The organism is Streptococcus sp. 2106 (assembly GCF_013277315.1).
Classification (GTDB): Bacteria; Bacillota; Bacilli; order Lactobacillales; family Streptococcaceae; genus Streptococcus; species Streptococcus pseudopneumoniae.
The window spans coordinates 47,931-67,522 of record NZ_VMMS01000007.1; the positions used below are offsets into that span (position 1 = coordinate 47,931).

The following is a 19,592-nucleotide window of genomic DNA, read 5'->3' on the forward strand; positions in this document are numbered from 1 at the left end:
ATTGCTTACCATTATACCAAAAAAAGTGAGATTCTATTACCCAAAAGGCCGATTTTGTAGTATAATAGTACGGTGTGAAAAAATCTGAAAAATGAGAAAGGATAAGGGATATGAAACAAGTTTTTCTCTCTACAACAACTGAATTTAAAGAGATCGATACGCTTGAACCGGGTACTTGGATCAATCTCGTCAATCCGACTCAAAATGAATCACTCGAAATCGCCAACACCTTCGATATTGATATTGCCGACCTTCGAGCACCGCTCGATGCGGAAGAAATGTCTCGTATTACCATTGAAGACGAGTATACCCTGATTATCGTAGACGTGCCGGTCACGGAGGAAAGAAATAACCGCACCTACTACGTAACCATACCGCTTGGTATTATCATCACTGAGGAAACCATTATCACTACGTGTTTGGAACCACTACCTGTCCTTGATGTCTTTATCAACCGTCGTTTGCGTAATTTCTATACCTTCATGCGCTCACGTTTTATCTTCCAGATTCTCTATCGCAATGCAGAACTTTACCTAACAGCCCTTCGTTCGATTGACCGTAAGAGTGAACAAATCGAAAGTCAACTGCATCAATCAACTCGTAATGAAGAATTGATTGAGCTCATGGAATTGGAAAAAACTATCGTCTATTTCAAAGCCTCCCTCAAAACAAATGAGCGCGTGATTAAGAAATTGACCAGTTCAACCAGCAATATCAAGAAATACCTTGAGGACGAAGACCTGCTTGAAGACACCCTGATTGAAACCCAACAGGCCATCGAGATGGCAGACATTTATGGAAACGTCTTGCATTCTATGACAGAGACCTTCGCCTCTATCATTTCTAACAACCAGAACAACATCATGAAAACCTTGGCTCTTGTGACCATCGTCATGTCCATCCCAACCATGGTCTTTTCTGCCTACGGGATGAACTTTAAGGATAATGAAATCCCCCTAAACGGAGAGCCAAATGCCTTCTGGTTAATCGTCTTTATCGCCTTTGCTATGAGTGTCTCGCTCACTCTCTATCTCATCCATAAAAAATGGTTCTAAGAGGAGTTCCTATGTCTCAGATTGATCTACAAAAATTAACTAAGAAAAACCAAGAGTTTGTCCACATTGCTACCCAACAATTCATCAAAGATGGGAAAACAGACGCTGAAATCCAGACTATTTTTGAGGAAGTCATTCCCCAAATCCTTGAGGAGCAATCTAAAGGTACAACTGCCCGTTCCCTATACGGCGCACCAACTCATTGGGCTCATAGCTTCACTGTCAAAGAGCAGTACGAAAAAGAGCATCCAAAAGAAAATGATGATCCAAAACTCATGATTATGGACTCAGCTCTTTTCATCACTAGCCTCTTTGCTCTTGTCAGCGCCCTCACAACCTTCTTTGCGGCAGATCAAGCTTTCGGCTATGGATTGATTACTCTTCTATTAGTTGGACTGGTTGGTGGATTTGCCTTCTACTTGATGTACTACTTTGTTTACCAATACTATGGACCAGATATGGATCGCAGTCAACGTCCACCTTTCTGGAAATCTGTACTAGTTATCCTAGCTTCTATGTTCCTTTGGTTGCTTGTCTTCTTTGCAACAAGCTTCCTACCAGCTAGCCTTAACCCAGTACTGGATCCATTGCCACTAGCTATTATTGGAGCAGCCCTCCTAGCCCTTCGCTTCTATCTCAAGAAACGCTTGAATATCCGTAGTGCAAGTGCAGGACCAACACGCTATCAAGAATAAGAAAACGATAAAAGCAACTGCAGGTGCGGTTGCTTTTTCACTTACTTTTTTGATTTTAAAGTATTCTTCTGACATCCACATAGCTCCATCTAATCTTTTGTGATAAAATAGGCTCATACTCAATGAAAATCAAAGAGCAAACTAGGAAGCTAGCTGCAGGTTGCTCAAAGCACAGCTTTGAGGTTGCAAATAAAACTGACGTGGTTTGAAGAGATTTTCGAAGAGTATTAAAAGTATTCTTCTGAAATCCCACATAGCTTTCTCTTATATTTTGTGATAAAATAGGCTCAATCTATTTCTAGGAGGATGAGATATGGTTTCTACTATTGGTATTGTTAGTTTATCTAGTGGCATTATCGGAGAGGATTTTGTCAAACACGAAGTGGACTTGGGTGTCCAACGTCTCAAGGACCTGAGACTCAATCCTATCTTTTTGCCCCATTCGCTAAATGGATTAGACTTTATCAAGAACCATCCTGAAGCTCGTGCAGAGGATTTGATTCATGCCTTTTCTGATGATAGCATCGATATGATCCTATGTGCCATCGGTGGAGACGATACCTATCGCTTACTACCTTATCTTTTTGAAAATGACCAACTACAAAAGGTTATCAAACAAAAAATTTTTCTTGGCTTCTCAGATACAACCATGAACCATCTCATGTTGCATAAACTAGGAATCAAAACTTTTTATGGTCAATCCTTCTTAGCAGACATTTGTGAATTAGACAAAGAAATGCTAGCCTATAGCCTTCACTACTTCAAAGAATTGATTGATACGGGAAGAATCTCAGAAATCCGCCCTAGTGACGTTTGGTATGATGAACGAACTGATTTTAGTCCCAAGGCTCTGGGGACACCTCGTGTCAGTCATGCAAATACCGGTTTTGAGTTGTTGCAAGGAAATGCCCAGTTCGAGGGGAAAATCCTCGGTGGTTGCCTAGAATCCCTCTACGATATCTTTGACAACTCTCGATACGCAGACAGCACGGAGCTCTGCCAACAATACAAACTTTTCCCTGACTTGTCAGACTGGAAAGGAAAGATCCTCTTGCTAGAGACAAGCGAAGAAAAGCCTGATCCAGGAGACTTCAAAAAGATGTTGCAGACTTTAAAGAACACTGGCATATTCGCGGTCATCAGTGGACTCCTGGTCGGAAAACCTATGGATGAAACTTTCTATGACGACTATAAAGAGGCACTATTGGATATTATTGACAGCAATATCCCGATTATCTATAATCTAAATGTCGGCCACGCAACTCCAAGAGCCATTGTTCCCTTCGGAGTCCATGCTCATGTAGATACACAGGAACAAGTCATTCGCTTTGACTATAACAAATAAAGCTGGGAAAAGTTTCTCAGCTTTTTCTCAGTATCATTACTGGTATTTTCATCACATACTACTGATAGCTAAAATGATCAAGGAGAGGCTGTTGCTTAACATGTGAATAAGTAGAGGATAGTAGATATTCTCCTTTTCTTTCACATAAGTAATAGAAAGGGCAAGGCCAGCACCTAGATAACCGACTGCACCGACCCACTCGGATAGATCCAAGCTGTGCATATGAGTTAAGGCAAAAGCAAGGCCGGCTATAAAGATACTCAGCCAAGTTGGCAGACTTTTTCTCAAATATCTCAATAGAGTTTGACGGAAAATTAATTCTTCTACCAGAGGTCCAATAACACAAGCAAAAACAGCTATCAGTATTGGTTGCTCTTGAAAAGTGCTTTGAATATTCGACTGGTTTAGACCTTGTCCGACTAGCCCAAAAAACTGCTTCAACATCTCTGATACAAATTCAAAGACAACAGTCATCAGAAAGAGAAAAAGCCATCCTGTTAAGACGCCAAAGAAGAATTTCCTTTTAGTCTTTCTAATCTCATTCCATTGTTTGATCAATCTATCCTTAAATAAAAAAGAACCATATAGAGCTAAAACTACATAAACTAGATAATTTGCAATGGCAGATGGCATCAAGAAAGACAGCAATTTAACGCCATCAAATACAAAGAGAACTGTATAGAGAATCGCAAAAATCAGAATTCCCTTATTTTTGTTAGACATCATTTAAGCCCCTTCCACTCACAATCGTTCTCGTGGTCATCAACCAACCCTGAAGCCTGCATAAAGGACAAAACAGCGACTGGGCCTGTGAACTTGAAGCCTCGTTTTTTGAAATCTTTGGCTAATTTCTCAGACAAGGGTGTTTTAGCTGGGGCTTGGTGGTAATCGGGAACATCATTAACGATCGTTTTCCCCACAACAAAAGACCAAAGATAGGCATCAAAAGAGCCATATTCTTCCTGTAGTCGTAGAAAGGCTTGGGCGTTAGCGCGTGTAGCAAAAATCTTGGCTCTATTTCGGATGATGGCTGGATTGTCTAACAAGGCTTCCAATTCGGTATCGGTCATCTCTGCGACTGCTTGAATTTGATAGCCATGAAAGGCTTCTCGGAAAGCTTGACGTTTGTTGAGCACCGTTTCCCAAGACAGGCCTGCCTGATAGGTTTCCATACACAACAACTCAAACAATGCTTGGTCATCATGGAGGGGCTGCCCCCACTCCTCATCATGATAGGCGATGTAGAGCGGATTGGTCATCTTGACCCACGAACAACGTTTTGTCATGCTCTGCTCCTATTTGACCAACATTTTAAGGGCCGACTTGATATAGTTCTCAGCTGTATCTGTCGTTCCTTCAAAGAATTTCTTGATTTTCTTGAGCTCTGTTGCCTTGTAGCCCAGAGCCAACATGGCTTCCATGGCTTCTTCCAATTCTTGGTTTTCAGCGCTAGCTTGCACTGCTACCTTAGCAGGAAGGTCATCTCCTGCAACTACTACCTTGCCTTCCAAGTCCAGCACCATCTGCTGGGCTGTTTTCTTGCCAATTTTAGGGAATTTGGTCAAGTAAGTGATGTTCTTGGTTTCGATGGCTTGAACCAAGCCAGAATTGTCATCGGCAGCGATGATAGCAAGAGCTGATACAGGACCAATCCCAGATACCGAAATCAGACTGAGAAAGAGCTTTTTCTCATCTTCTGAGAGAAATCCATAAAGCAAATGGGCGTCCTCACGCACAACCTGATGCACATAAATCTGAGCCTCCTGATTAACCTGACCTGAATAGGCATAAGGATTGGCCACATGCAGGATATAACCAATACCATTGGTTTCAAGAACAATGTATTTGGCAGTAATTTTGGTAATGATTCCTTTTAAATATGCGTACATAGTATTCCTTCTCTCTTATTTCGTTTATCTAGTATATCATATTTTCTTTATCCGAGGAGCGAGAATCGATTATCACAAATACAGTATATCAAAAACAATCGGTATTTATCTGTTGACATATTCAAAATTAAGTACTATAATCATCTGTAATTGAATAACTATCTTCAGGGCAGGGTGCAATTCCCTACCGGTGGTATAGCCCACGAGCCGAAAGGCATGATTTGGTGAAATTCCAAAGCCGACAGTATAGTCTGGATGAAAGAAGATAAAAGTATATTTGTGCTTTTTGCGTGCTCTGAAATGATTACTTGTCATTTCAGAGTATTTTTGTTAATCGCATAAGTTTTCTTTTGTATGCCTTGAGTAGTCCCCTATTCAAGGTATATTTTTTTTGGAGGTAGTGAGATGAGCGATTCAAAATATATGAAATTAGCAATAAAACTGGCACAAAAAGGGGCTGGTTACGTCAATCCCAATCCTATGGTCGGCGCAGTTATTGTAAAAGATAATCACATCATCGGACAAGGTTATCATGAGTTTTTTGGTGGCCCACATGCTGAGAGAAATGCTCTTAAAAACTGTAGAGAATCCCCTGTCGGAGCGACGCTTTATGTAACACTTGAACCCTGTTGTCACTTCGGGAAAACACCTCCCTGTATAGATGCTATAATCGATAGTGGTATTACAAGAGTAGTCATTGGAAACCTAGACTGTAATCCTATTGTATCTGGAAAAGGAGTAAAGATACTTGAGGAAAATAATCTTCAAGTTACTGTTGGAATTTTAGAAAATGAGTGTCTTAACTTAATAAAAAGTTTTAGAAAGTATATTACCCAGCATGTACCCTATGTTTTTATGAAATATGCAATGTCAATGGATGGAAAAATAGCCACTAAAACAAATCAATCCAAATGGATTACTGAAGAAGAAGCAAGAAAGCATGTGCATCAGTTACGACACCATGTTAGTGCAATTATGGTGGGAGTCAATACTGTTATTCAAGACGATCCTTTGCTGACATGTAGATTGGAGGAAGGGAAAAATCCTATCCGTATCATATGCGATACACATTTACGAACTCCTCTTACCTCTAAAATCGTAAAAACAGCAAATGATATTAAAACTTACATTGCCACTTCCTCTGAAGACAAAAATAAAATGAAGCTATATCAAAATCATGGCTGTGAAATACTTTCCATAAAGAAAAAAGGCAATCATATAGACTTATCGAGTTTAATGCAACATCTAGGAAACATGCAGATTGATAGCCTAGTTCTAGAAGGGGGCAGTCTAATGAATTGGAGTACTTTGGAACAACAAATTGTTGATGAGCTGAAAATATATATTGCACCAAAAATTTTTGGAGGCAGTGCCAAGTTTCCTGTCGGAGGTGAAGGCATTTCTTTGCCAAATGACGCTATTAGATTGAAACCTTATGCTTTTTCTCAAATAGGAAATGACTATCTCATAGAAAGTGAAGTGATTTATCCATGTTCACAGGAATAATTGAAGAAATCGGAAAAGTTGAAAGAATACAGAAAGACTCTCGTAATTGTAAACTATCAATTAAAGCCTCAAAAATATTAACGGATATCCATTTAGGCGATAGTATAGCAGTAAATGGTATCTGTCTTACAGTTACTCATTTCAATCATCAATCCTTTACAGTTGATGTAATGAATGAAACATGGAGTCGAACAGCTCTTACTCTATTAAAACATGGAAGTGAGGTGAATCTAGAAAGAGCCTTATCTGTCAACGGTCGACTTGGGGGTCACGTCGTTACAGGACACATTGATGGTACAGGAAAAATCTCGTCAATAAAAAAAGATGATAATGCTGTATGGTATCAAATCAACACACAAAAAGAAATTTTAGATTTAATAGTTGAAAAAGGATCTATTACAATTGACGGCATTAGTCTGACTGTCGCTAAAGTCTCCAAAGTAAACTTTTTAGTATCTGTTATCCCTCATACCTTGGAACAAACCATTCTTAAGAGTAAACAAGTCGGGAGTACAGTAAATCTTGAAAATGATATCTTAGGTAAATATGTGCAAAAACTGATGGATAATTCTCCAAAATCAGAAATATCTAAGGAACTATTATATCAAAATGGATTTTAGCAGAAAGGATAATCAGTCAATGGAATATCGAAAAATACAAGAAGCATTAGAAGCATTGCAGAAGGGACGACTTGTTCTTGTTATAGACGATAAGGATAGAGAAAATGAAGGAGACTTAATTTGTTCTGCACAAGCAGCTACAACAGAAAATGTTAATTTTATGGCTACTTATGCCAAAGGATTAATTTGTATGCCTATGAGCGAAAGTTTAGCTAATCAATTAATGCTTTCACCTATGGTTGAAAACAATACAGATAATCATAAGACTGCTTTTACAGTTTCAATTGATTATAAAGAAACGACCACAGGTATTTCTGCCGAGGAAAGAGGACTGACCGCACGTATGTGTGTAGCTGAAGATATAACACCCTCTGATTTTCGCAGGCCAGGACACATGTTTCCTTTAATTGCAAAAAAAGGTGGTGTTCTAGAAAGAAATGGACACACAGAAGCAACTGTTGATTTATTAAAATTAGCTGGACTAAAAGAGTGTGGCCTATGTTGTGAAATAATGAATCATGATGGCAAAATGATGAGAACAGATGATTTAATTCAGTTCTCGAAGAAACACAAGATTCCACTAATTACCATCAAAGAATTACAAGAATATAGAAAAGTATATGATCAGCTGGTAGAACGAGTTTCAACTGTCAATATGCCTACTAGATACGGTAATTTCAAAGCAATTAGCTATATAGATAAACTAAATGGGGAACATCATCTTGCTCTTATTATGGGAAACATAGAGGATGAAGCCAATGTATTATGTCGGGTCCACTCCGAATGTTTAACAGGAGATGTTTTAGGCTCTTTACGTTGCGATTGTGGACAGCAATTCGATAAAGCTATGAAAATGATTGTTGAGAATGGTTCGGGTGTCTTACTTTACTTGCGACAGGAGGGACGAGGAATTGGACTTATCAATAAATTAAAAGCCTATCATTTACAAGATCAAGGCATGGATACGCTTGATGCCAATCTTGCATTAGGCTTTGAAGGTGATTTAAGAGAATATCATATTGGAGCACAAATGCTTAAAGACCTAGGACTACAGTCACTACATTTACTGACAAATAATCCTGACAAAGTTGAACAGTTAGAAAAATATGGAATTACCATTTCCAGTAGAATACCAATCGAAATAGAAGCCAATCCTTACGATAGTTTTTATTTAGAAACAAAGAAAAATCGAATGGGTCACATTTTAAATATGGAGGAAAAATAAATGAACACTTATGAAGGTAATTTAGTAGCGAACGATATTAAAATCGGTATTGTTGTAGCGAGATTTAATGAATTTATAACTTCAAAATTATTATCTGGAGCACTGGATAATCTCAAAAGAGAGAATGTAAACGAGAAAGATATCGAGGTAGCCTGGGTTCCAGGAGCTTTTGAAATACCTCTGATTGCATCAAAAATGGCAAAAAGTAAAAAATATGATGCAATTATCTGCTTGGGAGCTGTCATTAGAGGGAATACAAGTCATTATGATTATGTATGTAGCGAGGTATCTAAGGGAATCGCCCAAATCAGTTTAAATAGCGAAATCCCAGTTATGTTTGGTGTGCTAACGACAGATACAATTGAACAAGCCATAGAACGAGCTGGCACTAAAGCAGGAAATAAGGGTTCTGAGTGTGCACAAGGCGCTATTGAAATGGTCAACCTAATTCGTACATTAGACGCATAGAACAGACTCTACTTTTAGACGAATAAAGAAACTTGGCAAAATCGCAATTTAATACTCTGTGAAAATCATAGAGCAAACTAGGAAACCAGTCGCAGAGTGGTAAAACACAACTTCGATGTTACAGACAAAACTAGCAAAATTAGCTCAAAACACTGTTTTGAGATTACTGATAAAACTGACATGGTTTGAAGAGATTTTCGAAAAGAATTAGGAAAAAATGAAGTAAATATTTCTATGATAAAACGCATAAAATCAAGGTTTTTGAACACCTGATTTTATGCGTTTTTCTGATTTTGAACATTTTTCCCAGACTTTTTTATACTTTTAATATTTCCCCAACTCACGGAGACTGGTGTGATTTTCCTGAATACGTCGGAACATCTTTTCCATATCCGACTTGGTAAAATGCACCAAAACAGGACGTCCGTGAGGACAGTTATAGGGATTGTCACATTGAGAAAGCTGATAGAGGAGTTGTCTAGCTGAATGATCATCAATACGATGATTGGCCTTGATAGATCGCTTGCAAGACATCATGATAGCCAGCTCTGCTCGGTATTTCTTGATAGAAACTTCCTTGGTCAAAAGGAGCATGTCGCACATCTCATAGATGCCTGATTCAATCTCTTCTTCTGCCATCCAAATAGGATGTTCACGTAGAATAAATTGATTTTCTCCGTACTCTGCTAGAAAGACGCCCACTTCCTCTAAAAGTGCCATTCTTTCCTTGAGACGCAGGGCATCATCCGCAGGAAATTCAAAGATATAGGGCACTAGGAGTTGCTGCTGGCTCTGGTCAACATTGCCAATACTTTCACGGTACTCCTCGTACTTGACCCGTTCCTGAGCAGCGTGCTGATCTATGATGTAAAGTCCATCTCGCCCTTGGGCAAAGAGATAAGTCCCGTGCATTTGTCCGAAAAACTCCAACTCTGGGAAGCTGGATGCTTCTTCTCGCTCCAGTTTGTCATAAGCCTTATCGATGCTAGCAAGATCTAACTCTGGATGGTCTAGCTGGTCGTAGTTAGCAGGCTTTCTCTCTGCAAAATGCAGTTTTGCTGGCTTGGTCAATCGGTCCAAGGTTTCCTTGGCAAACAGGGTCAAATCCTGCCCTTCATCAGTCAATTCTACCTGATAATCAGCTACTTCAGTTTGACTAGGTCTTGACGGCTCAGTTTTCTCATAGTAGAGCGTATTTTCTTTGAGTGGGAGAATAGTTTGCTCCACCTTCTCACGATTGCGCACGGTCGATTTGGCAAGATTTTCCAAGGCATCTGGAATCAAGGTTTGTTCCTTGAGACTATTTGCAATAGCTTCTGAGACCAACGTCATCAGTTCTTTTTCCTTAGAAATCCGCACCTCTTGCTTGGTTGGATGCACATTGACATCCGCTAGATAAGGGTCGATATGAATGTGAATGACAGCCAGTGGAAAACGGCCTACCATGAGCTTACTACCATAGCCGTCAAGAATAGCACGATTGAGTAAAAAGTTCTTGATATAACGGCCATTGATGAAGAGACTGATATAGTTGCGGTTGGCTCTAGTTAACTCAGGCAAGGACACAAAACCTGAAATTTCGAAATCAAGGTCAGAATTCTCAATTTCAATCATCTTCTTGGCACTCGCCAAACCGTAAATCCCTGCAATAGCTTGACGCAGTTGACCAGTCCCTGCTGTCCGCGTCATTTCCTTGCCATCACTAATCAAGCTAAAAGAAATCTCAGGATGGGCCAAGCCCAGACGGTTGACGATATCAATGATATGAGACAACTCTGCTTGCTGGCTCTTCATATACTTGAGACGGGCAGGCGTGTTGAAAAAGAGATCCTCCACACAAACCTTGGTTCCCACAGGACTAGTCGCTGGGATGACTTCCTCAACTTCACCCCCACGCGCGACGAGCTTGGTTCCGTGACTTGCGCCCTCAACTGCTGTCAAAAGAGTTAAAACGCTGACGGACGCAATAGAAGGCAAGGCTTCACCACGAAAACCAAGCGTCCGAATCCGAAAGAGGTCTGCTTGATTTTTTATCTTACTAGTCGCATGACGACGCAGAGCCAGCTCCACCTCATCGTAGGCAATTCCATGACCATTATCTGTGATTTGGATTTTCTTGAGACCAGCTTCCTCAATCTCAATGATAATCTGACTAGAGCCCGCGTCAATGGCATTTTCTACCAACTCTTTGACCACACTGGCAGGACGTTCAATGACCTCCCCAGCTGCAATCTGGTTTGCCAACACCTCTGGTAATTCAATAATATGAGACATCTTTCAGCCCCTTTCCGTATCTATTTTCCTAGAAATTGATTAGTGCTATTATACCATATTTCAGAAAGAACAGAAAAGCTCCACCACATAGGAACCAAATCCCTCCACATAGACAAAGTACCTTGCAAGAGGGAGTAAAATAGTGTTTAATAAAGGTGTACAAGAAGTGATCACAATTTTGTATGAAAAACAAGGAGAGAAATTTATGAAAGTAGAACTACAGATTAGTGAGACTTACAAGGAGGAAAAGCTGATTGTCCAAGCACCTCAGCCAACAGATAAAGTCCAGAAAGTCATCGAGTTCGCAGAAAATCTTGACCAAAAAGAAACAATCAAAGGAAAGATTGATGATCAGGTCTATCTAGTTAAGATTGGTAAGATACAACGCTTCTATATCGAGAATCGGAAGGTTCTAGCAGAAACAGCAAGTCAGACCTACACCATTGACTTACGACTCTATCAGATCCTTGAACTCTTGCCAACCAATTTTATCCAAATTTCCCAATCAGAAATCATCAATATCGACTCCATCTCCCATCTCAAGCTTACGCCCAACGGCCTAGTAGAAATTTTCTTGAAAAACGAAAGCTTCACCTACTCTTCACGCCGTTATCTAAAAACCATCAAGGAGAAATTAGAACTATGAAAAAACAAATCTTCTACGACGCAGCCACCGGTGTTCTTATCGGCCTCATCCTCTCTATCATCTTTTCACTCATTTATGCACCAAATACCTACGCACCACTAAATCCCTACTCTATCATCGGCCAAGTGATGGCTCAACATCAGGTTCACGGTGCCCTGGTCTTGCTCTACTGTACTCTTATCTGGGCAGCCATCGGTATGCTCTTCAACTTTGGCAACCGCTTATTCAGCCGTGACTGGAGCATGCTTCGTGCCACTCTGACTCATTTCTTCCTTATGCTGGCTGGCTTTGTCCCACTAGCAACTCTAGCAGGTTGGTTCCCTTTCCACTGGTTCTTCTATCTCCAGCTCATCCTTGAGTTTGCGATTGTTTACCTTATCATTTGGGCTATTCTTTATAAAAGAGAAGCTAAAAAAGTAGACTATATCAATCAACTCTTGGAGCATAGAAAGTAAGAAACTCATAATAAGCAAATCCGAGAAAGAAACTTCTCGGTTTTTCTTTATCCTGCTGCACCTTATACTCAATGAAAATCAAAGAGCAAACTAGGAAGCTAGCCGCAGGTTGCTCAAAACATTGTTTTGAGGTTGCAGATANNTCAGTAACCATACCTACGGTAAGGCGATGCTGACGTGGTTTGAAGAGATTTTCGAAGAGTATCACTATCATAACAGTTATTTTCAGATCTTCTTTGTAAATTTTCTATCTTTTTTCAAAATATTCTTGCATTTTCCAAAAATTTTTTGTAGAATATAGATTACATATACAGATTATTCTGAAAATTCAAAAAGGAGTATTTATCATGTCGCAAGCTATTTCCTTAAATCAATCAACCTGGGCAAGCAAGCTAAAAGCAATGGGACCTGGAATCCTAATGGCAACTGCCGCTGTTGGAGGTTCCCACATTGTATCCTCAACTCAAGCTGGCGGTTCTTACGGTTGGTCTCTACTTCTCTTGGTCATCTTAGCCAATGTCTTTAAATATCCATTTTTCCGTTTTGGTGCTGAATACACAGCTGATACTGGAAAGACTTTGGTTGAAGGTTATGCCGAAAAAGGAAAACTCTATCTCTGGATTTTCTTTATCCTCAATGTCTTTTCGGCTATGGTCAACACGGCTGGTGTTGCCATTCTGTGCTCAGCTATCATCGCCAGTGCCTTCCCAATGATTGGACTTAGCATTACTCAGTGGTCCCTCATTCTCGTTGCAATCATTTGGGCTATGCTACTCTTTGGAGGCTACAAACTTTTAGACGGCATGGTCAAATGGATTATGTCTGCCTTAACCATTGCAACTGTTCTTGCAGTTATCATCGCAGCGGTCAAGCATCCAGAATACAGTTCTGATTTTGTCGAGAAGACACCTTGGCAAATGGCAGCTCTGCCCTTCATCGTCTCCCTCCTAGGATGGATGCCGGCTCCTATTGAAATTTCAGCTATCAATTCGCTTTGGTCAGCTGAAAAGAGAAAGACCGTCAACTTTAACACAGAAGATGCTCTGTTTGACTTTAACACTGGTTATATTGGAACAGCTATCCTAGCCGTCTTCTTTGTAGCACTGGGAGCACTGATTCAGTATCCTACAGGGCAAGCGGTTGAAGCTGCTTCAGTCAAATACATCTCTCAATTCGTGGGCATGTATGCCTCTGTTCTTGGCGAATGGTCCCGTTACTTGATTACTTTTATTGCCTTCCTCTGTATCTTTGGAACAGTTATCACTGTTATTGACGGCTATTCTCGCGTTAATCAGGAATCTCTCCGACTGCTAATCAGTCAAAAAGAGGACAATCGTAAATCTTTGAACATCTGGATGACCATCACTGCTATCATCGGTATCATCATTATCAAGTTCTTCGCTGGTCAGGTTTCAACCATGCTCCGCTTTGCCATGATTGGCTCTTTCCTGACAACACCTTTCTTTGCTCTTTTGAATTACGCCTTGGTAACACGTGAAAACAAAAATCTTCCTTCTTGGCTCAAACACCTTGCCATTGCGGGATTGATTTTCCTCTTTGGCTTCGCCATCTTCTTTATCTACGCACTCGCAATCGGAAAAGCAGGTTAACTGACAAGCGCGAGATGAAGATAATACTCTTCGCAAATCAAATTCAAACCACGNNTTTTCATTGAGTATAAGGTTTCATTTCAAGAGAAAATTCAGCAAATATTTCTATGATAAAAAGCATAAGAACAAGGTTTCGAAGACCTGAACTTATGCTTTTTTGCGTTCTCAAAGACTGTTTATACTCAAAAAACAGTTGAAAAATCCCAAACGCCTCTTATATTGATTTTAATTCTCCCTTTCCAACTCATACAAATCTGCGATAATCGCTGCGACACGTTTGATATCTTCCAGCATGCCTCGCATTTCAAAGTCAGCCAATACAGGGAATCCAAAGCGTTGACTGTATTGCTTAGCTGTCAGGCAGTATTGGTTATTAAAGTTACGATTTCCTGACCCAACCACGCCAAAACACTTACTAGCATTATCACCATAGGCTATAAAATCCCCCACTGGTGTCGTCAATATCTCGACATCTCCGTTATCCACGCCATTCCCACCTTCTAGGTAGGTTGGCAAAAAAGCGACATAGGGATGGTCCATTTCATAGAAATCTTGGCCTTCTTTTACCAAATTCTTGATATGAATCTTTTGGACCTCAATCCCCTCGTACTGGGACAAGAGATAGTCTTTCAAGCGCGTCACAAAACTTTCAGTATTGCCACTCAGACTAATATAAACTAAAGAAATTGTCTTCATATGTACCTCCATGATTTTATCTATAATCGAAAAAGAACTACCAAGATTGTAACTTGATAGTTCTTTTTTGTCAATACTTAGGCAAGATCTTCTGTTTCCTCTTCTTCAGCCAAGGCTTTTTGTTGACGCCATATCTTGTAGAAGACAAGGGCTAGGAAGAGAATATTGATGACGATAGAGAGAATGCTAACGGCTTGTGAAATAACACTTATCCCTAAACGCATGGTTTCATCGTGAACTAACTGCACAGCGTCCTGTAAACCAACATAGCCATAAATCGAACCAATAATGGCTAGCAAAACATAGCCGACATAAGTATAATTTGCATACTGCAAATTCTTACGAATAAGGAAGACAATCGCTACAACCACTAAAATAGCAGATAGCACAATCAAGGCCATATTAAAAATAGAATGAGTTGATTCTGCTACTCTATAGCTGTAATTGATGTTGTCTTCTAATTGCTGAGCACTGACCCCTGCAACTTGTTTCTGAGCGGCACGAAGGGCTTCTTTGCTAGGTAAGGGACTCAACATTCCAAACAGAGACATAGCTGAAATAAGGGCAGACAAGATTAGCAAGACCCATAGATAAATTGGTTTCTTTTTCATAATAGAACCTCCTGATAATATTATTCATATTATAGCACTTTTTGCAAAGGAATACAAATCTTATAGTATCGTTTCTACCTGTTTTCGGTAAGCTTTTGGCGATTTTCCGCACAATTTTCGGAACACTTTATAGAAATATCCAAGGTTACTGTAACCAACAGCATAACAAATATCTTCGATACTGTCACTGGTTGAAAGCAAGAGCTGCTGGGCAGCCTTAATACGTTGTTTGTTTAGTAACTCTGCAAAGGTCGAATCGGTTTCTCGCTTAATCAACTGCCCTAGATAGACAGGATTGATAAAGAGAGCCTTACTGATATCCTTGAGGGAAAGCTCTTTTTGGTAATCACGACCAATGACTTCCAGCACACTGACCACATTTTCATTCATACGGTATTGACCGAAAAAGCTGGTCAGAGTTTCCTTGATATAAGAAACCAATTCATCGAAGGATTGAATAGCATGAATGGTTTTGACGATGTCTGTCAGGTCATCAGCTTTGAGATGCTCAAATAAATGGAAAACATCCATGACAAACTGAATAAAAAGCTGTTTAGTAATCGGAACACGCGGTGTATTTTCAAGAACTACCTTCTCCAAGAGATTTAACTCTTCTACGATTTGATTGAGATTTCCCTGAATGATAACCCTATAAATCGGTTCGTAATAGGCAAAGAGACTCTCATACTGCTGCAAATTTACAGAACCGTAAAAGAGGGTTTTCTCAGCATTCAGCTTCCAGCGTTCAAAGTGTTCTTGATAAGGAGCTTCAAAAGGTGTAACAACTAAGCCATCTAGGGGTTGGTCAGAAATGAAAATCTGCCAGTCTTGGCCCAAGACATAGTAGGGAATGGTGAAGGAACCTTGTTTTTCCTTGGATAGACCTATCCACCAATTCTCCTTATCCCCTAAATAACTAACAAATCCAGCCTCGTCTAATTCTTGACTAAGAGTCTGACTTTTCTTCCCTCTCTCGCCGAGCTGACCTGCAATCTTCTCCAGCAGATTTCCCAGCTCTACCTTATCAACAGGCTTGACCAAATAGTCCACCACACTAAGGTTCATTGCTCTTTTTACATAATCAAACTCCTGATAACCTGAGAGCAGGATATAGGCAGCATCTGGTAAGATCTCTTTCATCTCCCGAATCATATCAAGCCCTGTTTTGTCTGGCATATTGACATCGGAAATGATGACATCGAGGGGATTTTCCTGAACATATTCTAGAGCTTCATCGGCATGACTGGCTGTTGCGACGACCTCCATATCCCACTTATCAAAGGGAATCAAACGCTTCAGACCTTCTGTCACCATGTACTCATCATCTACTAATAATACTTTATACATTTTCTCCCTTTCTACTCATCTTGAATTGTAATACGATACTGAACACCGGCTTGCTCTGCAGACTCTATAGTAATGGCATAGCGGTCTCCAAAATAGAGCACAAAACGCTCGTGTACATTGACAATCCCGATAGACTGCCTTTGATCACTGTAGCTGGCTTGGTGTTCAAAATATCTCTGACTTAATTTTTCTCGGATATTTGCCAACTTTTCAGCCGACATTCCTCTACCATTATCGACCACCAAAATTTCCACAAAACCATCCTGTTTAAGAGCCTTGATGCTAATCACATTATCTGTCCGCCTGTGGTCAACACCATGCGCGAAATAGTTTTCTACCAGCGGTTGCAAGGTAAACTTGGGAATCTTCATATTCTCTAACTCTGGATCTATCTTGAAACCATAGGCAATGGACTTGGGATAGCGAACCATGCAGAGATAGCTGTATTTACGGCAAAATTCTAATTCCTGTTTGAGGAGGGTCTCTCTTTCGTCGGAAATATTGTTACGCAAGAGACTACTGAATTCATAAATGATATCTGCCAACTCATCTTGACTCTGCATAACTGCATACATGCGCAAGAACTCCAGCGTATTATACATAAAATGAGGATTGATTTGCGCCTGCAAGGCTCGCATATTGGCATCTTTTTGACTAAGCTCTAACTGGTAAATATCATGGATATTCTTTTCCAAGCGATCCAACATATCATTGGTCGTCTCCGCGATTAGGAGTAATTCCTGATCTTTTTCGGAAATGTCAATCCGACGCCCCTCTTCGCCTTGAGCAATGACTTGAATGGATTCTACTAAATCCACTACCTGCTTTTGGTAATTAGCAAAAGTCTGCCTCAAAGTCAGATAAAGAATGATAATAAAGAGAAGGCTCAAGCCCACAATCAAAGCAGAGCTAGTCACTGTTCCTTGTAAAACAAAGTTTTTGGGAACTGCCACCTGAACCTGATATCCATGAGAGGTTAAGCCAACTAGCCAATTTTCACTCTCCTTATCAACTGTTTCACCAATATGAAAAATCTCCGTATCAAAAGGTGAGGTCACTGTTACTGCCATCGGAGTATGACCTCTAGTATTATCAATGGCATGGTATAAAACAGCAGGATCCAAGGAGATGTAAATCACTCCTAAGTCTTGATCTGACACTGGATCTGACACCGGAATGGCAAAACTATTTCCTGCTGGTTTGAAATCCTCAGCCCTGATTTTTTCTCCACTACGTTTGTCTTTAGTAGAAACATAGACTTCCTTGTAATCTTGAAAAGCAATGGCCACTCCAGTTACAAAATCATTTCGAACATAGAGGTCATCAACATTTTCATGCAGAGAGACTGATACATAAGGCGAAGCTTTCCGCTCTAATTGCCAGTAAAAATAGTCTGGCATGCTAAGGCTAAAGTATTTATAGATTCCCTCAATACGAGCTTGATTTTCAACTAAAGCCTGAGCTATCTGGGTTGATTCTCTATGGTAATATTCAATTTCACTCACTGTTCTAGCAGTTACACGCTGGGCTACTCTCTGGGCTTCCTTTTCCCGTGAATCCCAGTCAGCGTAAGAGAGTAAGATTGCAAAACTCGCAATAATAATGATCATCACTGAACTGTAGGTTCGCAGAAGCGTATGTAGCCAAAACTGCTTCATCCTACTTTGTCGCCAATTTTTCATGGATACTTTCATAGACCGGTTCCAACATATCACTGATAAAGAAATGCCACATCCCAATTCCTACAAAGAAAAGCAGAGCAGGCATATAGTAACCAATTGCTACAAGTAGCACGGTCCCAAGGAGAACCTTGGCCACAGCTGCTAGGCTCATAAAGATGCCAATCAAGGATAGTTTGAGGCTATTTCGATAGGACAAATCAAAATAAACTTGTAATTTCAAAGATACTGTATAAGCCAAAAAGATCAGGGCAACTACTAGAACATTTAAAAAGGTCGCAATCAAATGAACAATGGTCTGATGAGGCAATTGTACCAAGAGATACAGGCCATAAACCAAAACTAGATCCACTCCTAGAAAGCTATAGAAAATCAGGTTGCTTGAGACAAAATTTTGCTTATAAAGAGACCAGGCCTCCTTCAAACTGTATTCCCGAAAGCTATAACCATGTTCTGCATATAGGCTCATCAAGGTGGCACTAGCAGGCGCTAGACCAAGGATAATCCCTCCCACCAAGGTTAATAGCCAAAAGAAGGCTGTCGCAATCATCCCTAAAAAGAAACGATTAAAGACAAAGTCTAAAAATCTCCCCATGATATCCTCCTAAAAATAACTATGAAACTATTATATCATATTTCAAGCGTTTTCAAAAACTTCTAGTATCCATTTACAATCCCATCAAACCATGGTAAAATGAGAATTGTGAAAAAATGATCAGGAGACAATTCATGGAAAAATCTATCTTAACTACACTGCTTTTTGCAGTTCTTTACTTCCTCTGCATGGGGATTGGTGTTCTTTTGGGCAATCTCCTTGACCAAACTGGAAACATGTTTTATGCGCCTGCTTTTACTGCCCTTGTCGGCGGTAGCGTCTATATGATTCTAGTCGCAAAAGTTCCGCGCTTTGGAGCCGTTACCACTATCGGTCTTGTTATTGCTCTCTTTTTCTTGGGAACTAAACACGGTGCCGGTGCCTTCCTTCCTGGAATTATCTGTGGGCTGCTAGCAGATGGAGTAGCTAACCTCGGAAAATACAAGAACCAAACTAAGAATTTCCTTTCTTTCATACTCTTTGCCTTTAGCACAGCAGGACCAATCTTACTCATGTGGATTGCACCCCAAGCCTATATGGCAACCCTTCTAGCAAGAGGAAAATCGCAAGAATATATCGACCGTATCATGGTTGCGCCAAACCCTGGAACTGTCCTTCTATTTATCGCAAGTATTGTCATCGGAGCCCTAGTGGGTGCCTTGATTGGACAAGCCTTGAGTAAAAAATTTGCACAGAAAATCTGATTAGTTAAAAAGAGCCAGGCGGCTCTTTTTTATTTATGGCTCAAGACTTGGTCAAGAAGTCTCCCAAGAATTGATACTCTTCGAAAATCTCTTCAAACCACGTCAACGTCGCCTTGCCGTAGGTATATGTAACTGACTTCGTCAGTCTTATCTCCAACCTCAAAACAGTGTT

Annotated in this window: 20 protein-coding genes and 1 riboswitch; of the genes, 11 read left to right on the top strand and 9 right to left on the bottom strand. The window is 40.2% G+C overall.

The features are described from left to right. Positions 1–110: 110 nt before the first annotated feature. The 3 genes from HT723_RS01005 to HT723_RS01015 all read left to right on the top strand — a co-directional run bounded on the left by HT723_RS01005 (position 111) and on the right by HT723_RS01015 (position 3,095). On the top strand, positions 111–1,055 hold the full coding sequence (locus tag HT723_RS01005) for a magnesium transporter CorA family protein (RefSeq protein ID WP_000815629.1): 945 nt from the start codon (positions 111–113) through the stop codon (positions 1,053–1,055). An 11-nt stretch (positions 1,056–1,066) separates the two neighbouring features. Further along, a complete protein-coding gene (locus tag HT723_RS01010; protein WP_000078022.1) occupies positions 1,067–1,750 on the top strand; it encodes a DUF1129 domain-containing protein in 684 nt (227 codons plus the stop codon). A 313-nt stretch (positions 1,751–2,063) separates the two neighbouring features. Further along, entirely contained in the window at positions 2,064–3,095 is a 1,032-nt protein-coding gene (locus tag HT723_RS01015) for a S66 peptidase family protein (protein ID WP_172923452.1), read from the top strand. Between the two features lie 51 nt (positions 3,096–3,146). On the opposite strand, the gene HT723_RS01020 is transcribed toward HT723_RS01015, so the two are convergent. From HT723_RS01020 to ruvA, 3 genes are read right to left on the bottom strand one after another with little or no spacing between them, the layout of a single operon-like run. Continuing rightward, a complete protein-coding gene (locus tag HT723_RS01020; RefSeq protein ID WP_172923450.1) occupies positions 3,147–3,821 on the bottom strand; it encodes a type II CAAX endopeptidase family protein in 675 nt (224 codons plus the stop codon). Next, positions 3,818–4,381 carry a DNA-3-methyladenine glycosylase I gene (locus HT723_RS01025; protein ID WP_172923449.1) on the bottom strand — a complete coding sequence of 188 codons (564 nt, stop codon included), beginning with the start codon at positions 4,379–4,381 and terminating at the stop codon, positions 3,818–3,820. The genes HT723_RS01020 and HT723_RS01025 overlap by 4 nt, the downstream gene beginning before the upstream one ends. Before the next feature lie 9 nt (positions 4,382–4,390). Continuing rightward, positions 4,391–4,984 (bottom strand): Holliday junction branch migration protein RuvA, encoded by a 594-nt coding sequence (gene ruvA / locus HT723_RS01030; protein ID WP_172934455.1) that lies wholly within the window; start codon positions 4,982–4,984, stop codon positions 4,391–4,393. Positions 4,985–5,140: 156 nt separating this feature from the next. Beyond that, a riboswitch (FMN riboswitch) is annotated at positions 5,141–5,255 on the top strand. 134 nt (positions 5,256–5,389) lie between these two features. Here ruvA and ribD point away from each other — a divergent pair. Genes ribD through ribE (HT723_RS01050) form a run of 4 tightly spaced genes read left to right on the top strand, consistent with a single transcriptional unit; the run spans position 5,390 to position 8,803 of the window. Beyond that, positions 5,390–6,490 carry a bifunctional diaminohydroxyphosphoribosylaminopyrimidine deaminase/5-amino-6-(5-phosphoribosylamino)uracil reductase RibD gene (ribD, locus tag HT723_RS01035; protein WP_172934456.1) on the top strand — a complete coding sequence of 367 codons (1,101 nt, stop codon included), beginning with the start codon at positions 5,390–5,392 and terminating at the stop codon, positions 6,488–6,490. Continuing rightward, positions 6,475–7,110, top strand: coding sequence for a riboflavin synthase (ribE, locus tag HT723_RS01040; protein ID WP_172924243.1), 636 nt, complete (start codon positions 6,475–6,477; stop codon positions 7,108–7,110). Before ribD ends, ribE (HT723_RS01040) begins: the two co-directional genes overlap by 16 nt. A 19-nt stretch (positions 7,111–7,129) precedes the next feature. Beyond that, the gene (locus HT723_RS01045) at positions 7,130–8,335 is read left to right on the top strand and encodes a bifunctional 3,4-dihydroxy-2-butanone-4-phosphate synthase/GTP cyclohydrolase II (protein WP_031222701.1); all 1,206 of its coding nucleotides are present in this window, start codon (positions 7,130–7,132) and stop codon (positions 8,333–8,335) included. Beyond that, entirely contained in the window at positions 8,336–8,803 is a 468-nt protein-coding gene (gene ribE, locus HT723_RS01050; RefSeq protein WP_001099497.1) for a 6,7-dimethyl-8-ribityllumazine synthase, read from the top strand. A 324-nt stretch (positions 8,804–9,127) separates the two neighbouring features. On the opposite strand, the gene mutL is transcribed toward ribE (HT723_RS01050), so the two are convergent. Then, positions 9,128–11,077 carry a DNA mismatch repair endonuclease MutL gene (mutL, locus tag HT723_RS01055; RefSeq protein ID WP_172934457.1) on the bottom strand — a complete coding sequence of 650 codons (1,950 nt, stop codon included), beginning with the start codon at positions 11,075–11,077 and terminating at the stop codon, positions 9,128–9,130. 205 nt (positions 11,078–11,282) lie between these two features. Between mutL and HT723_RS01060 the strand changes: the two genes are divergently transcribed. The 3 genes from HT723_RS01060 (at position 11,283) to HT723_RS01070 (ending at position 13,788) form a co-directional block, all read left to right on the top strand. After that, entirely contained in the window at positions 11,283–11,723 is a 441-nt protein-coding gene (locus HT723_RS01060) for a LytTR family DNA-binding domain-containing protein (RefSeq protein ID WP_119947919.1), read from the top strand. Continuing rightward, a complete protein-coding gene (locus tag HT723_RS01065; protein ID WP_119946709.1) occupies positions 11,720–12,178 on the top strand; it encodes a DUF3021 domain-containing protein in 459 nt (152 codons plus the stop codon). The genes HT723_RS01060 and HT723_RS01065 overlap by 4 nt, the downstream gene beginning before the upstream one ends. Before the next feature lie 347 nt (positions 12,179–12,525). Further along, entirely contained in the window at positions 12,526–13,788 is a 1,263-nt protein-coding gene (locus HT723_RS01070) for an NRAMP family divalent metal transporter (RefSeq protein ID WP_100104346.1), read from the top strand. A 225-nt stretch (positions 13,789–14,013) separates the two neighbouring features. Here the strand turns inward: HT723_RS01070 and nrdI are convergent, their stop codons facing one another. The 5 genes from nrdI to HT723_RS01095 form a co-directional block, all read right to left on the bottom strand. Next, positions 14,014–14,484 carry a class Ib ribonucleoside-diphosphate reductase assembly flavoprotein NrdI gene (gene nrdI / locus HT723_RS01075; RefSeq protein WP_000849616.1) on the bottom strand — a complete coding sequence of 157 codons (471 nt, stop codon included), beginning with the start codon at positions 14,482–14,484 and terminating at the stop codon, positions 14,014–14,016. Positions 14,485–14,561: 77 nt separating this feature from the next. Beyond that, the gene (locus HT723_RS01080) at positions 14,562–15,095 is read right to left on the bottom strand and encodes a hypothetical protein (RefSeq protein WP_050356471.1); all 534 of its coding nucleotides are present in this window, start codon (positions 15,093–15,095) and stop codon (positions 14,562–14,564) included. Between the two features lie 60 nt (positions 15,096–15,155). Continuing rightward, the gene (locus HT723_RS01085) at positions 15,156–16,442 is read right to left on the bottom strand and encodes a response regulator transcription factor (protein ID WP_172934458.1); all 1,287 of its coding nucleotides are present in this window, start codon (positions 16,440–16,442) and stop codon (positions 15,156–15,158) included. Positions 16,443–16,453: 11 nt separating this feature from the next. After that, complete coding sequence (locus HT723_RS01090; RefSeq protein WP_079251571.1) at positions 16,454–18,124, bottom strand: sensor histidine kinase; 1,671 nt, start codon at positions 18,122–18,124, stop codon at positions 16,454–16,456. Then, positions 18,102–18,716, bottom strand: a complete 615-nt coding sequence (locus HT723_RS01095) for a DUF624 domain-containing protein (RefSeq protein ID WP_000532359.1) — start codon at positions 18,714–18,716, stop codon at positions 18,102–18,104. Before HT723_RS01095 ends, HT723_RS01090 begins: the two co-directional genes overlap by 23 nt. Positions 18,717–18,850: 134 nt before the next feature. Between HT723_RS01095 and HT723_RS01100 the strand changes: the two genes are divergently transcribed. After that, positions 18,851–19,420 carry an MptD family putative ECF transporter S component gene (locus HT723_RS01100; protein WP_000415698.1) on the top strand — a complete coding sequence of 190 codons (570 nt, stop codon included), beginning with the start codon at positions 18,851–18,853 and terminating at the stop codon, positions 19,418–19,420. The last annotated feature ends 172 nt before the right edge of the window (positions 19,421–19,592 follow it).

Coding starts and splice junctions, on each gene's coding strand:
- HT723_RS01005 (WP_000815629.1), top strand. CDS start 111: ATGAAACAAGTTTTTCTCTCTACAACAACTGAATTTAAAGAGATCGAT.
- HT723_RS01010 (WP_000078022.1), top strand. CDS start 1,067: ATGTCTCAGATTGATCTACAAAAATTAACTAAGAAAAACCAAGAGTTT.
- HT723_RS01015 (WP_172923452.1), top strand. CDS start 2,064: ATGGTTTCTACTATTGGTATTGTTAGTTTATCTAGTGGCATTATCGGA.
- HT723_RS01020 (WP_172923450.1), bottom strand. CDS start 3,821: ATGATGTCTAACAAAAATAAGGGAATTCTGATTTTTGCGATTCTCTAT.
- HT723_RS01025 (WP_172923449.1), bottom strand. CDS start 4,381: ATGACAAAACGTTGTTCGTGGGTCAAGATGACCAATCCGCTCTACATC.
- ruvA (WP_172934455.1), bottom strand. CDS start 4,984: ATGTACGCATATTTAAAAGGAATCATTACCAAAATTACTGCCAAATAC.
- ribD (WP_172934456.1), top strand. CDS start 5,390: ATGAGCGATTCAAAATATATGAAATTAGCAATAAAACTGGCACAAAAA.
- ribE (WP_172924243.1), top strand. CDS start 6,475: ATGTTCACAGGAATAATTGAAGAAATCGGAAAAGTTGAAAGAATACAG.
- HT723_RS01045 (WP_031222701.1), top strand. CDS start 7,130: ATGGAATATCGAAAAATACAAGAAGCATTAGAAGCATTGCAGAAGGGA.
- ribE (WP_001099497.1), top strand. CDS start 8,336: ATGAACACTTATGAAGGTAATTTAGTAGCGAACGATATTAAAATCGGT.
- mutL (WP_172934457.1), bottom strand. CDS start 11,077: ATGTCTCATATTATTGAATTACCAGAGGTGTTGGCAAACCAGATTGCA.
- HT723_RS01060 (WP_119947919.1), top strand. CDS start 11,283: ATGAAAGTAGAACTACAGATTAGTGAGACTTACAAGGAGGAAAAGCTG.
- HT723_RS01065 (WP_119946709.1), top strand. CDS start 11,720: ATGAAAAAACAAATCTTCTACGACGCAGCCACCGGTGTTCTTATCGGC.
- HT723_RS01070 (WP_100104346.1), top strand. CDS start 12,526: ATGTCGCAAGCTATTTCCTTAAATCAATCAACCTGGGCAAGCAAGCTA.
- nrdI (WP_000849616.1), bottom strand. CDS start 14,484: ATGAAGACAATTTCTTTAGTTTATATTAGTCTGAGTGGCAATACTGAA.
- HT723_RS01080 (WP_050356471.1), bottom strand. CDS start 15,095: ATGAAAAAGAAACCAATTTATCTATGGGTCTTGCTAATCTTGTCTGCC.
- HT723_RS01085 (WP_172934458.1), bottom strand. CDS start 16,442: ATGTATAAAGTATTATTAGTAGATGATGAGTACATGGTGACAGAAGGT.
- HT723_RS01090 (WP_079251571.1), bottom strand. CDS start 18,124: ATGAAAAATTGGCGACAAAGTAGGATGAAGCAGTTTTGGCTACATACG.
- HT723_RS01095 (WP_000532359.1), bottom strand. CDS start 18,716: ATGGGGAGATTTTTAGACTTTGTCTTTAATCGTTTCTTTTTAGGGATG.
- HT723_RS01100 (WP_000415698.1), top strand. CDS start 18,851: ATGGAAAAATCTATCTTAACTACACTGCTTTTTGCAGTTCTTTACTTC.